Origin of the sequence: Pseudomonas sp. HMSC067G02, from assembly GCF_001813485.1 — a bacterium.
In the GTDB taxonomy this organism is placed as follows: domain Bacteria; phylum Pseudomonadota; class Gammaproteobacteria; order Pseudomonadales; family Pseudomonadaceae; genus Pseudomonas; species Pseudomonas aeruginosa.
Genome location: NZ_KV812638.1, coordinates 33800 through 47003 on the forward strand (window position 1 = coordinate 33800; position 13204 = coordinate 47003).

A 13204-nucleotide genomic window follows, 5' to 3' on the forward strand; every position below is an offset into this window, starting at 1 on the left:
GTTTACAGCCGTGCCGGAGGCCCCCCACCAGTTAGGATTTCCGTAGGTAGCAGTGCCGGATGTAGCTGCTAGCGGAGACTTTCTGAATATGCTGATGCTGCAAAAAAATGAATTGTATCGGGCATCTATAAGTGTTTTTCTGCTGATGTACCCTAGAACTACGTGACCACCCTTCAGATTGCTATCTATATAGTACCTGTCGCTGGCCGCGCAAGCGGCTTCGAGCGAGGGTTGTCGCCTATCTGGATATGGCACGTGTCCAGGTTGTCCAGGGGCTGGTCCTGAAACTGAAAGCTCCCAGCCTTCCTCCGCATGCACTACGGCGATGAATGTATTTAACAGGAGAAAAGCGAGAGCTTTGTACATTTCCATTCCTTGAAGTCTATTTGCACTGCTGATTATCAACGAGACTCAGCATCACTATAGATTGAACACCAGATGAACATCCTCCGGCTCCAACCGATACAACTCCTCATCCGGTTCCATGCACAGCCGGCATCCGAGTCTCGTATAAAAATCCACCGTGTTCTGCGACGGCGTAGCCGAAACGTAGAGCGCGCTGGCGCCGAGGTGGCGGGCCTGGGTGGCGGCGAGGTGGAAGAGGTGGGCGCCGAGGCCGCGGCGGCGGTAGGCGTGGCTGAGGTGGAGGAACTTCAGTTGCAGCCAGTCGCGCTCGGGGCCGAGGCGGCGCGGGTCGAGGACTACCGCGCCGATCAGGTGGCCCTGGTCGAACAGGCCGAGGAACCAGCCGCCGCGGTCGAAGCAGTCGAGCAGAATCGGCGTGTAGTGCTCGGCCTCGCCCTCCGGCCAGCCGCGCATGTCGTAGAACTCGGGGCGCAGCACCAGTTGGCCGGCCTCGACGGAATACAGGTGTTCGATCACTTCGCTGCGGTCGATCTCCCAGACCAGGGGGATTTCGTCGCGGCGCAGCAGGCGTTCTTCGGTCATCGTGGTTTCCTTGCGCTGAGGCCGTACATCAGTGGCAGGCGCGGACGATCGGCGGGCGGCAGCATGCGTCCGCCGCCGCCGTCGCGCATGCCGTCGAAGCCGGCCCAGCCGTTGGCGTAGGGGTATTCCTCCAGCCGTTCGAGTTGCAGGCCGGCGCCGAGCAGGGCGCCGATCACATCGGCCAGGCCCCACTGGAACTCGTAGCTGGGATGAGGGTTGCTGAAGTTCTCGACGCCGGCGCGGTAGCCGGAGGGCGCCAGGCTGGCGCCGGACTCGGCGACATAGTCGCTGACGCCGCTCTCGGCGATCGGCTCGCGACTGAAGTAGTCGTAGGCCGGTTGCCAGTGTGGGTCGAAGTACAGGGCGAAAGGATGGAACTCCACCAGGACGAAGCGCCCGCCGGGAACCAGTACCTGGGCGATGCCGTCGGCCCAGCGCTTGAGGTCGGAGAGCCAGACCAGCGTGCCGTAGGAGGCGAAGACCCGTTCGAAGCGTTCGCCACGGGTGGCGGCGACGGGCAGCCAGCGGAGGATGTCGTCGCGCTGGAAGTCGGCGGCGATGCCGCTGTCGCGGGACAGCTGGCGGGCGAAGTCGATGGCGCTGTCGGCGATGTCGACCCCGGTGACGCGGGCGCCAAGGCGCGCCAGGCTCAGGCTGTCCTGTCCGGCGTTGCATTGCAGATGCAGCAGGCGCAGGCCGTCGAGATGGCCGAGCAGTTGCAGTTCCTCGGGATAGAGCGTGGAACCGCCGTTGCGGAAGAAGGCGGCCTGGTCGGCCTTGTGGCTGTTGTGCGCCCGGGTGGCGGCGTTCCACGACAGCCGGTTGGCCTCGTGCAGGTCGGATCGCATGGTTCGACTCCTTCCCTGGAGTGCGCCACCGCGCGGATGGCGGGTCCGGGGGATTACATGTCCTTGATGCTGCGCACCTGGTCCTTGTTGACGCGGGTGCGCTTGCCGTCCAGTTGCTCCAGTTCGTAGAAGCCGGAACTACGATCATAGCGCGGGGTATCCACCGCCTGGATCTCGCGGCCATCGTTGAGGGTGACGATGGTCGGGGTGGAGCAGCCGGCCAGGACGGCGAATGCGGACGAGAGCAACAGGGCGGGCAGCAGACGGGAGGTCATCGGAATTTTCCTTCGGACGGTTTTCGAGGCGGCGGATTCTACTCCAGTCGCGGCGCAACCGCTCTAGCCTGGATCACAGCGGCAAATTTCCGCTGCGATCGTACGTCTCTTCCGGTGAGCCGCCCGGATGGCGGCGCCTATTCGAAGGGAGATTCCATGTCTGCCGTTTCCACCTCGTTGTTGCTTTTCCTCAACCTGCTGACCCCGGCCCAGGCCGCCCAGCCCGTGCCGCTGGCCGATGGCCGCATCGAGATCGCTGCCGGCGAGAGCCGCCAGCGCTACCTCGACCTTGCCCCCGGCGAGTTGCAGTTGCTCGACCTGGAGGTCGACCGCGGCCGCGTCCGCCTGCGCGCCACCACGCCCGACGGCAAGGCGTTGCGCGCGACGGAGCTGGCCGGACGCCAGTCGCTCGGCCTGCAGGCCGGCGAGCGCCAGGGCCTGCGCCTGACCTTCAGCGCCGACGAAGACACCGCACTGACCCTGACCCCCACCCAGCGCCTCACCCCGCAGACCCCGGCGCTTGATTCGCCGGCGCCGCAGAGCCCGACCCTGCAACGCCTGCAGGCGGAGCTTGCGGAAAAGCGCCCCGGCGCGCTGAAGGCGTTCTGGAAGCAGGTGGCGAAGCAGGGCACGCCGCTGGTGGAGCCGCTGGATGCCGAACGTGTGCTGGTCACCTTCCTCTGGCGCCAGCAGCGTCCCGGCGACGTGCGCCTGCTGTGGCCGACCCCGGAGGTCAACACCCGCCGCTTCGTGGCCCTGGCCGGCAGCGACGTGCGCTACCTGAGCCTGCCGCTGCGCCGCGACGCGCGGGTTTCCTACCAGCTCAGCGCCGACCTGCCGGACCTGCAACAGGCCGATCGCGGCACCTTGCGCCTGGCGTTGCAGGCGGCGGCGCGGCCGGACCCGCTGAGCCGTACGCCGTGGCTCAACAGCCGCGCGCTGCCGCGGGCCGAGCAGGCCTCGCTGGTGCAGCTCGGCGGCGCCCCTGCCGAGACCTGGGACCAGCCGCGCAAGGACGTGCCGCGCGGCAAGGTGGAGCGCCTCGGCTATAGCAGCCAGGCCCTGGCCAACCAGCGCCAGCTGACGCTCTACACGCCGCCGGGCTACGACCCAGAGGGCCAGCGCTATCCGCTGCTGGTGCTGTTCGACGAGGACCACTACGCGCGCGACGTACCGACCCCGACCATCCTCGACAACCTGATTGCCGCCGGGCGTATCCGCCCGACCCTGGCGGTAATTGTCGGCAATGTCGATGCCAGCAGCCGGGGCCGCGAGCTACCCTGCAACGAGGCCTTCGCCGACATGCTCGCCCATGAGCTGCTGCCCTGGTTGCAGCAGCGCTATGCATTGAGCGAGGAGCCTGCCGATCGCGTGCTTTCCGGTTCCAGCTACGGCGGGCTGGCCTCGGGCTGCATCGCCTACCGTTACCCGGAACGCTTCGGCAAGGTGCTGAGCCTGTCCGGCTCGTTCTGGTGGGGGCCGGACGAGCAGCAGCCGCAGTGGCTGGTACGGCAGTTCGCCGCTGGCGAGCGTTTGCCGCTGGCGTTCTTCCTCAGTTCCGGCCTGCTCGAGGAGCCCGAGGCGGACGGCATTCTCGGCAGCAACCGCAGCCTGCGCGCGGCGCTGCAAGGCAAGGGCTACCCGCTGCACTACCGCGAGTTCCCCGGCGGTCACGACTACGCGGCGTGGAGCCTGGAGCTTGCCGAAGGGTTGCAGGCCTTGTTGCCGGCGCATTGAGCCGGCTGGCTGGCGTGGGGCGGATAGCCGCTTGCGGTTATCCGCCGTGCCGCGGCCTGGAGATGGGGAAGGCTGTCCGGAGCGTATTCGCAATGCCCACCGCGTTGCGGAATCGGAAAAAATCGTCCAGGGCCATTTGCCAGCGTCGGCGGATAGGGGACAATCGGCGTTCGCCTCAATCGAACGACAAGGATGTTCTCGATGCGCCGACTCTTGCGCCCGGTATTCTGCGCCGCGCTCTTCTGCCTGTACCCAGCGCTGGTCCAGGCTGCCGCAGAAAGCGAAATCCTCGGCCTGTTCCAGCGCTGGCAGGCCGCCCACGGGCAGCGCAGCGGCAAGGCCCTGGAAGGGGTCTATGCGCCGCGCCTGGACTACTATGGCCGCGCGCAGACGCGCGAGCGCACCCTCTCCGCCAAGCAGGCCTTCTTCGCCCGCCATCCCGACTTCGAGCAGCGCATCGTCGCTGCGCCGCAGATCGTGCCGGGCGACCAGGAAGGCCGCTACGAGGTGCGCTTCGTCAAGCAGGTACGCCTCGACGGACGCCTGCGCAACTATCCGGGGCTGCTCCTGGCCGAGCGCGCCGGGCCGGGCGATACCTGGCGCTTCGTCGGCGAGAGCGACGAGATCACCCGCTACGCCGTCGACCCGCGGTACACCCCGCTGGCTCGCGGCCGCTTCGCCGGTACCGAGGCGGACTTCGCCTGGGTAGTGGCCCACGCGCCGAACAGCGCCGCCTTGTGCGACGAATACGAGGATTGCCGCTGCGACCTCTGGAGCGCCGACGCGCGCGTCCCGCCCAAGCCGCTGGGCAGTTGCACCGGCGCGGTGCTCAGCGTCCTCGGCGACCTCGACGACAGCGGCCGCGAGCGCCTGCAACTGCTGCGTACCTGGTGGACCAGCACCTGGACCAAGTCGTCGCTGCTGGAAATCCGCGACGGCCAGTGGGTGCGGATGCTGCCGGACATCTCCACCACCTGGGACGATGCCGAGGCCGAGCTGGTGCTGTACAAGGCCGACCCGCAGCAGCCGGGCCGAGTGCTGGTGACCGAAACCGTGATGGACGACGAGGGCGACTGGAACCACCGCACCCGCAGCGAGGCGCTGCGCCCCGTACCCTGACGCCGGCCCCTTGGGCTGGGCGGCGCCAGGCCGTACAATCGACGGCTTTATGGCGAGCGTCGCCGCAGTCCAGGTTCCCGCATGCGCATCCACGTCTCCTTCATCGACCGTGTCGGCATCACCCAGGAGGTGCTGGCGCTGCTGGGCGGGCGCAACCTGAACCTGGACGCGGTGGAAATGGTGCCGCCGAACGTCTACATCGACGCGCCGACCCTCAGTCCCGAAGTGCTGGAGGAACTGCGCGCAGCGCTGCTGGGCATCCGTGGCGTGCAGGCGATGACCGTGGTCGACATCCTTCCCGGCCAGCGCCGCCGCTTGCAGCTCGATGCGTTGCTGGCGGCGATGGCCGATCCGGTGCTGGCGGTGGACGGCAAGGGCCTGGTGCTGCTGGCCAACCCGGCCTTCAGCGAGCGCTGCGGACGCGACCCGGCCGGCGAGAGGCTGGCCAGCCTGTTCGACGATGAAACCCTGGAGGATGCGCTGGTCGAGCAGGGCTTCCGCCTGCCGCTGCGCGAAGTGACCTTCATGGGCCAGGCCCTGCTGCTCGATGCCACGCCGATCACCGAAGGGCCGGGCGAGGGCGAGCGGCACCTGGCCGGCGGCCTGTTGACCCTCTACGAACCGAACCGCATCGGCGAGCGCCTGGCTGCCTTGCACCATGACCATGCCGAGGGGTTCGAGATGCTCCTCGGCGATTCCCAGCCGATCCGCACCCTGAAGACCCGTGCGCAGCGCGTGGCGGCGCTCGACGCGCCGCTGCTGATCCACGGCGAGACCGGTACCGGCAAGGAACTGGTGGCGCGCGGCTGTCACGCCCTGAGTGCGCGGCACAACTCGCCGTTCCTGGCGCTGAACTGCGCGGCGTTGCCGGAGAACCTGGCCGAAAGCGAGCTGTTCGGCTACGCCCCCGGCGCCTTCACCGGCGCCCAGCGCGGCGGCAAGCCAGGCCTGCTGGAGCTGGCCCACCAGGGCACGGTGTTCCTCGACGAGATCGGCGAGATGTCCCCCTATCTGCAAGCCAAGCTGCTGCGCTTCCTCAGCGACGGCAGCTTCCGCCGGGTCGGCGGCGACCGCGAGGTGAGGGTCGACGTGCGGATCCTCAGCGCCACCCACCGCAACCTGGAGAAGATGGTCGCCGAGGGCAGCTTCCGCGAGGACCTGTTCTACCGCCTCAACGTGCTCAGCCTGGAAGTCCCGCCGTTGCGCGAGCGCGGCCACGACATCCTGCTGTTGGCGCGGCACTTCATGCAGCAGGCCTGTGCGCAGATCCAGCGCCCGGTGTGCCGGCTAGCGCCGGGCACCTACCCGGCGCTGCTGAACAACCGCTGGCCGGGCAACGTGCGCCAGTTGCAGAACGTGATCTTCCGCGCCGCTGCGATCTGCGAGAGCAGCCTGGTGGATATCGGCGACCTGGAGATCGCCGGCACCGCCGTGGCGCGGCAGAACGACGGCGAGGTGGGCAGCCTGGAGGAGGCGGTGGAGGGCTTCGAGAAAGCCCTGCTGGAGAAGCTCTACGTCAGCTATCCATCGACCCGCCAGTTGGCGGCGCGCCTGCAGACCTCGCACACCGCCATCGCCCACCGCCTGCGCAAGTACGGCATCGGCCCGCGCGCCTGAAGCGGGCTCAGCCCTCGCTGGAATACACCGGCTTGCCGGCGAACCAGGTCTTCAGCACCTTGGTTTCGCCCAGTTGCGTCTCCGGCACCTCGAACACGTCGCGGTCGAGGACGATGAAGTCCGCCTGCTTGCCCGGCTCCAGGCTGCCGATCCGGCGCTCCAGGCCGATGGTCCGCGCAGCGTTGCGGGTGTAGGCGTAGAACATGGTCTGGCGGTCCAGGCGTTCGCCGGCGTTGAGCACGCCCTGCGGGCCCTTGCGGGTCACCGCCTGCTGGATGGCCTTCCACGGCGACAGGCTGGACACCGGCCAGTCGCTGGCCCCGGCGATGGTCGCGCCCTTGCTCAGCAGGGAGTGCGCCGGGTACTGGTAGCGGTAGGCGAAGGCGCTGATGTAGGGCTTCATCAGGTCCACCGTGGTTTCGTCGGCGGCGGCCCAGTACAGCTGCATCGAGGCGATCACGCCGAGCGGCCTGAAGCGCTCGAATTCCTTGGGATTGACCAGTTGCAGGTGGGTGATCGAATGGGCGATGCCGCTGTCGCGGTCGCGCCGCGCCTGCTGCATGCCGTTCAGCGCCTCGCGCACCGCGCGGTCGCCGATGGCGTGGACGTGGACCAGCCAGCCGCGGGCGTCGGCGGCGCTGACCAGTTCGCCGAAGTGCGCCGGGTCGATCAGCAGTTCGCCCGTCTTCCTGCTGTTGCGGTAGGGCTCGAGGAGCGCGGCGGTCTGCGCCGGGTATTCCGGTACGCCGTCGGCGAACACCTTGATTCCCGGCAGGGTCAGGTTGGGGCTGCCGAGGAAGCGCTGGCGCACCTTGTCCAGCACCTCGAGGTCGGCCGGCCGGCTGCGTGGGTTGGCGACCAGGAGGGCGGCGACGTGGGCGCTGAGTTCGCCGCCCTTGGCCAGCCGCTGGTAGACCGGTAGCACGCCGACGGTGTTCTCGTCGGGCCTGAGGCTGAACAGGGCGTCGCCCGGCGAGCCATTGGCGGCCGGGTCCATCCATGCGGTCAGACCCAGCGAGTTGCTGTAGCGCACCGCGCTGCGTCCGGCTTCTAGCATCTGTTCCGCGCTCGGCGCCGGCAGTACCGCGAGCACCGCGTCGAGACCGGCATCGGCGAGGAAGCCGTTGGGGGTGGCGTCGGCGTCGTGGCCGATGGTGTTGCGCTGTTCCTCGGGCAGGGCGCGGACCCGCGCGGCGTCGATGCCGGCGCGTTTCAGCATGGCGGCGTTGGCCCAGCCGGTGTGGTGGTCGCTGCCGATGAAGGCCAGCGGCTGGTCGGCCCATTCGCCGTGGTCGAAGCGCGCGCGGAAGTCCTTGACCTGGCTCCAGTAGGCGGTATGCATGCCGCTGACATTGAGCATGTCGCCATGTCGCGCCTTGCCGTTGTCGCGCCAGGCGCGCAGGCGCCGCTCCAGTTCGTCGAGGCCGACCTGTTCGTTGCCCATGTCCGCGCCGGCCAGCTCCAGGCCGCCGAACACCGCGTGCGAATGGGTGTCGATCAGGCCGGGCATCAGGCGCTTGCCGCCGAGATCGACGACCTGGCTGTCGCCATCGGCCAGGGCGCGCAGCCCGGCCTCGTCGCCGACCGCGAGGATCCGCCCGTCCTCCACCGCCAGGGCCTCGGCGAAGGGTTGCTGCGGATTGGCGGTGAAGATCCTGGCGTTGACCACCAGCAGGTCGGCGGCGCCGAGGGCGTGCAGGGGGATGGCCAGGCAGGCGCCGGCGAGGAGGGTGGGAATCCGTTGCTTCATGGTGGTTTCCTTTGCTTCTTGGTCTTGTGTAGCGTGGCCCGGGCAAGGCGAGACTAGCCAAAGCGCCGGCCCGGCAGAACCGGGCGCGGCGCACAACACTTGTGCCGGAACGGAAGGAGTCGATGGACAAATTGAATGCCCTGGCGATGTTCGTCGCCACTGCCGAAACCGGTAGCTTCAGCCGTGGCGCCGAGCGCCTGGGCAAGACGCCCTCGGCGCTGACCAAGGCCGTCGCCCACCTGGAAGCGGAACTCGGCGCCCGCCTGTTCGAGCGCACCACCCGCAGCCTGGCGCTGACCGAGGCCGGGCAGATCTACCTGGAGGCGGCTCGTCAGTCCCTGGAAACGCTGCGCACGGCGGGACAGGAGATCGAACTGCTGGAGTCGGAGTTGCGCGGCGAACTGCGCCTCGCCGCGCCGCCGTCGTTCGCCGCGGCGTTCCTCCAGCAGGCCTGCGCCAGCTTCCTCGAGGCGCATCCGCGGATCAGCCTGCGGGTGGACCTCGACGAAACCTTCCTCGATCTCAGCGAAGGCGGCTACGACCTCGGCCTGCGCGACGGCCCCATCGACCTGCCGGGGCTGGTGGCGCGGCCGCTGGCGCCGAACCAGATCGTGCTTTGCGCCAGCCCCGCCTACCTGGCGCGGCAACCCGCGCCGCAAGGCCCGGAGGACTTCGAGCGGCACGCCTGGCTGGTCTTCCAGCACCCTTCGCTGAACCAGAACTTCTGGTGGATGGAACGCGACGGCGCCCGCCAGCGTATCGACCAGCCGCGCCCGCGACTGGCCAGCGACAACTACGACTTCCTGCTCGCCCACCTGCTGGCCGGGCTGGGCCTGCAGTTCTGTCCGCAGTGGAGTGTCGCGCCGCTGCTCGGCGAAGGGCGGTTGGTGCGCCTGCTCGGCGACTACCACTTCGACCCGGGGCCGTTCGGGCCCTCCATCCATGTCCTCTATCCGGGGCACCGGCGCAACACGCGGAAGGTCCGCGCGTTCCTCGAGCACCTGCGCGCCAGCTTGCAGCGACAGGGGCTGTGCCATCGGCTGTAACGCTTCGGTTACGAGTGGAACGAATTCGTTCCGATTGCAGGAAAAACCTTTGCTATCAGGCGATTGCGCTCTGGTTCGGGAAATGTCCGGCGGGTCTGTAACGAAAGCGTTCCATGGCGGCCCTGTCCGGGTTTCCCCCGCGCCCGGCCACGCCCCGTGGCGACAGGGCCGGGGCCGCTTGGCACCCTGCTTGCTACGGGCTGCCGCAGAACAAAGTCCCGTCCCGACCGGGCGACCCGCTGACAATGAGGATCCAGCATGAGCAAGTTGCGCTTTACCACCGACCACGAATGGCTGCGCCAGGACGACGACGGGCTGCTGACCGTCGGCATCACCGCCTACGCCCAGGACGCCCTCGGTGACGTGGTATTCGTGCAGTTGCCGGAACTCGGCGAACACGCCGCCGGCAGTGAAGTGGCGGTGCTGGAGTCGGTCAAGGCCGCCAGCAACATCCTGATGCCGCTGGACGGCGAGGTGGTGGCGATCAACGACGCGCTGCCGGACGCCCCGGAGCTGGTCAACCAAGACCCGCTCGGCGAGGCCTGGTTCTTCCGCTTCCGTCCGGCCGACGCCGGCGCCTGGGAAAAGCTGCTCGACCAGGCCGCCTACGACCGCCTGCTGAACGCCAACGCCAACGCCGACGCCTGAGGATCCCGTCATGACCGATAACCTGAACCTCGGCGCCATCGACCTGGGCACCGACGACGAATTCATCGCCCGCCATATCGGCCCGCGCGCCGCCGACACCCAGGCCATGCTCCAGCGCCTGGGCTACGACTCGCTGGACGCGCTGATCGGCAACGTGATCCCGGACAGCATCAAGGGCAGCAGCGTGCTCGACCTGCCGGCCGGCATGGGCGAGGCCGAGGCGCTGGCCAGCCTGAAGGCGATCGCCGCGCGCAATCGCGCGTTGCGTTCCTTCATCGGCCAGGGCTACTACAACTGCCACACCCCGGCACCGATCCTGCGCAACCTCCTGGAGAACCCGGCCTGGTACACCGCCTACACGCCGTACCAGCCGGAAATCTCCCAGGGCCGCCTGGAGGCGCTGCTGAACTTCCAGACCCTGGTCAGCGACCTCTCCGGCCTGCCGATCGCCAACGCCTCGATGCTCGACGAGGCGACCGCCGCCGCCGAGGCCATGACCTTCTGCAAGCGCCTGTCGAAGAATCGCACCAGCCAGGCATTCTTCGCCTCCCGCCATTGCCACCCGCAGACCCTCGACGTGCTGCGCACCCGTGCCGAGCCGCTGGGCATCGAGGTGGTGGTCGGCGACGAGAGCACCATCGAAGACTTCTCCGCCTACTTCGGCGCGTTGCTGCAATACCCCACCTGCGACGGCGAGATCGTCGACTATCGCGAACTGGTCAGCCGCTTCCATGCGGTCGATGCGCTGGTCGCGGTGGCCGCCGACCTGCTGGCGCTGACCCTGCTGACCCCGCCGGGCGAGTTCGGCGCCGACGTAGCCATCGGCAGCGCCCAGCGCTTCGGCGTGCCGCTCGGCTTCGGCGGCCCGCACGCGGCCTATTTCGCCACCCGCGACGCCTTCAAGCGGGACATGCCGGGACGCCTGGTCGGCGTCTCCATCGACCGCCACGGCAAGCCGGCCTACCGCCTGGCCATGCAGACCCGCGAGCAGCACATCCGCCGCGAGAAGGCCACCAGCAACATCTGCACCGCCCAGGTGCTGCTGGCCAACATCGCCAGCATGTTCGCCGTCTACCACGGCCCGCAGGGCCTGCTGCGCATCGCCCGGCGCACCCACCGGCTGACCGCGATCCTCGCCGCCGGCCTGGAGCGCCTGGGCGTGGCCGTCGAGCAGAAGCATTTCTTCGACACCCTGAGCCTGGCCACCGGCGCGCGTACCGCGGCGATCCATGCCAAGGCCCGCGCCGCCGGGATCAACCTGCGCGAGATCGATGCCGGCCGTCTCGGCCTGTCGCTCGACGAGACCGTCCGCCAGGCCGATGTGGAGACCCTCTGGGGCCTGCTGGCCGAAGAGGGCCAGGCGCTCCCGGACTTCGCCGCCCTTGCCGCCAGCAGCGGGGACCGCCTGCCGGCCGCGCTGCTGCGCCAGTCGGCGATCCTCAGCCACCCGATCTTCAACCGCCATCACTCGGAAACCGAGCTGATGCGCTACCTGCGCAAGCTGGCGGACAAGGACCTGGCGCTGGACCGCACGATGATCCCGCTGGGCTCCTGCACCATGAAGCTGAACGCCGCCAGCGAGATGATCCCGGTGACCTGGGCCGAATTCGGCAACCTGCACCCGTTCGCCCCGGCCGAGCAGAGCGAAGGCTACCGCCAGCTCACCGACGAACTGGAGGCGATGCTCTGTTCCGCCACCGGCTACGACGCCGTGTCGTTGCAGCCCAACGCCGGCTCCCAGGGTGAGTACGCCGGCCTGCTGGCGATCCGTGCCTACCACCAGAGCCGCGGCGACAGCCAGCGCGACATCTGTCTGATCCCGTCCTCCGCCCACGGTACCAACCCGGCTACCGCCAGCATGGTCGGCATGCGCGTGGTGGTGGTGGCCTGCGACGCGCGCGGCAACGTCGACGTCGAGGACCTGCGCAACAAGGCCAGCGAGCACAAGGAACGCCTGGCCGCGCTGATGATCACCTATCCGTCCACCCATGGCGTGTTCGAGGAAGCGATCCGCGAGATCTGCGCCATCGTCCACGACTGCGGCGGCCAGGTGTACATCGACGGCGCCAACATGAACGCCATGGTCGGCCTGTGCGCCCCGGGCAAGTTCGGTGGCGACGTTTCCCACCTGAACCTGCACAAGACCTTCTGCATCCCCCACGGCGGCGGCGGCCCGGGCGTCGGCCCGATCGGCGTGCGCGCGCACCTGGCGCCGTTCCTCCCCGGCCACGCTCGCGGCGAGCGCAAGGAAGGCGCGGTGAGCGCGGCGCCGTACGGCAGCGCGAGCATCCTGCCGATCACCTGGATGTACATCCGCATGATGGGCGGCGAAGGCCTCAAGCGCGCCTCGGAAATGGCCATCCTCAATGCCAACTACATCGCCCACCGCCTGGAGGAGCACTACCCGGTGCTCTACGCCGGCGGCAACGGCCTGGTCGCCCACGAATGCATCCTCGACCTGCGTCCGCTCAAGGACAGCAGCGGGATCAGCGTCGACGACGTGGCCAAGCGCCTGATGGACTTCGGCTTCCATGCGCCGACCATGTCCTTCCCGGTGGCCGGCACGCTGATGATCGAGCCCACCGAGAGCGAGTCGAAGGCCGAGCTGGACCGCTTCTGCGACGCGATGATCCGCATCCGCGAGGAAATCCGCGCGGTGGAACGCGGCGAGCTGGACAAGGAAGACAACCCGCTGAAGAACGCGCCGCACACCGCCGCCGAACTGCTCGGCGAATGGAACCATGCCTACAGCCGCGAGCAGGCCGCCTATCCGCTGGCCAGCCTGGTGGAGGCCAAGTACTGGCCGCCGGTGGGCCGCGTCGACAACGTCTACGGCGACCGCAACCTGACCTGCTCCTGCCCGCCGATCGAGGCGTACAGCGAGGAGTGACGGACGAGGAGGGCGCCGCCAGCGGCGGCGTCCTCGCGTTTCCGGCGATACCCCTTTCCCGGCGCCGCGCTTGCGTAGCGGCGCCGCGGCCACGCTCGCGCCAGCGAGCGTCCTGACACCGACACGACAAGAGGCCAGCGCCATGTTCAGCAAGCACGACCAGCTCCAGGGCTACGACGACGAACTGCTCGCCGCGATGGACGCCGAAGACCGGCGGCAGGAAGACCACATCGAACTGATCGCCTCGGAGAACTACGCCAGCAAGCGGGTCATGCAGGCGCAGGGCAGCGGCCTGACCAACAAGTATGCCGAGGGCTATCCGGGCA

10 protein-coding genes and 1 pseudogene are annotated in these 13204 nt (G+C 68.6%); 7 read left to right on the top strand and 4 right to left on the bottom strand.

The window, feature by feature from the left end; translation table 11 throughout:
- Positions 1 to 420 precede the first annotated feature (420 nt).
- From HMPREF2914_RS07225 to HMPREF2914_RS07235, 3 genes are read right to left on the bottom strand one after another with little or no spacing between them, the layout of a single operon-like run.
- Positions 421 to 948, bottom strand: a complete 528-nt coding sequence (locus HMPREF2914_RS07225; RefSeq protein ID WP_023091728.1) for a GNAT family N-acetyltransferase — start codon at positions 946 to 948, stop codon at positions 421 to 423.
- On the bottom strand, positions 945 to 1796 hold the full coding sequence (locus tag HMPREF2914_RS07230) for a class I SAM-dependent methyltransferase (RefSeq protein WP_003089732.1): 852 nt from the start codon (positions 1794 to 1796) through the stop codon (positions 945 to 947). Before HMPREF2914_RS07230 ends, HMPREF2914_RS07225 begins: the two co-directional genes overlap by 4 nt.
- A gap of 53 nt (positions 1797 to 1849) precedes the next feature.
- Positions 1850 to 2071 carry a YgdI/YgdR family lipoprotein gene (locus tag HMPREF2914_RS07235; protein WP_003089729.1) on the bottom strand — a complete coding sequence of 74 codons (222 nt, stop codon included), beginning with the start codon at positions 2069 to 2071 and terminating at the stop codon, positions 1850 to 1852.
- A 156-nt stretch (positions 2072 to 2227) separates the two neighbouring features.
- Here HMPREF2914_RS07235 and HMPREF2914_RS07240 point away from each other — a divergent pair, with 156 nt between their 5' ends.
- The 3 genes from HMPREF2914_RS07240 (at position 2228) to HMPREF2914_RS07250 (ending at position 6544) form a co-directional block, all read left to right on the top strand.
- Positions 2228 to 3808 (top strand): alpha/beta hydrolase, encoded by a 1581-nt coding sequence (locus tag HMPREF2914_RS07240; protein ID WP_023091729.1) that lies wholly within the window; start codon positions 2228 to 2230, stop codon positions 3806 to 3808.
- 201 nt (positions 3809 to 4009) lie between these two features.
- A complete protein-coding gene (locus tag HMPREF2914_RS07245; protein ID WP_023091730.1) occupies positions 4010 to 4927 on the top strand; it encodes a hypothetical protein in 918 nt (305 codons plus the stop codon).
- 81 nt (positions 4928 to 5008) lie between these two features.
- Positions 5009 to 6544 carry a sigma-54-dependent transcriptional regulator gene (locus tag HMPREF2914_RS07250; RefSeq protein ID WP_009876510.1) on the top strand — a complete coding sequence of 512 codons (1536 nt, stop codon included), beginning with the start codon at positions 5009 to 5011 and terminating at the stop codon, positions 6542 to 6544.
- A 7-nt stretch (positions 6545 to 6551) separates the two neighbouring features.
- Here the strand turns inward: HMPREF2914_RS07250 and HMPREF2914_RS07255 are convergent, their stop codons facing one another.
- Positions 6552 to 8294, bottom strand: coding sequence for an amidohydrolase (locus tag HMPREF2914_RS07255; RefSeq protein ID WP_003089724.1), 1743 nt, complete (start codon positions 8292 to 8294; stop codon positions 6552 to 6554).
- Between the two features lie 122 nt (positions 8295 to 8416).
- Here HMPREF2914_RS07255 and HMPREF2914_RS07260 point away from each other — a divergent pair, with 122 nt between their 5' ends.
- From HMPREF2914_RS07260 to glyA, 4 genes and pseudogenes are all read left to right on the top strand, one after another.
- Complete coding sequence (locus tag HMPREF2914_RS07260; protein WP_003089722.1) at positions 8417 to 9340, top strand: LysR family transcriptional regulator; 924 nt, start codon at positions 8417 to 8419, stop codon at positions 9338 to 9340.
- Between the two features lie 258 nt (positions 9341 to 9598).
- Complete coding sequence (gene gcvH, locus HMPREF2914_RS07265; protein WP_023091731.1) at positions 9599 to 9988, top strand: glycine cleavage system protein GcvH; 390 nt, start codon at positions 9599 to 9601, stop codon at positions 9986 to 9988.
- Between the two features lie 10 nt (positions 9989 to 9998).
- Positions 9999 to 12878 carry an aminomethyl-transferring glycine dehydrogenase gene (gene gcvP, locus HMPREF2914_RS07270; protein WP_023091732.1) on the top strand — a complete coding sequence of 960 codons (2880 nt, stop codon included), beginning with the start codon at positions 9999 to 10001 and terminating at the stop codon, positions 12876 to 12878.
- A 142-nt stretch (positions 12879 to 13020) separates the two neighbouring features.
- Positions 13021 to 13204, top strand: a pseudogene (gene glyA / locus HMPREF2914_RS07275) (serine hydroxymethyltransferase); the annotation flags it as partial.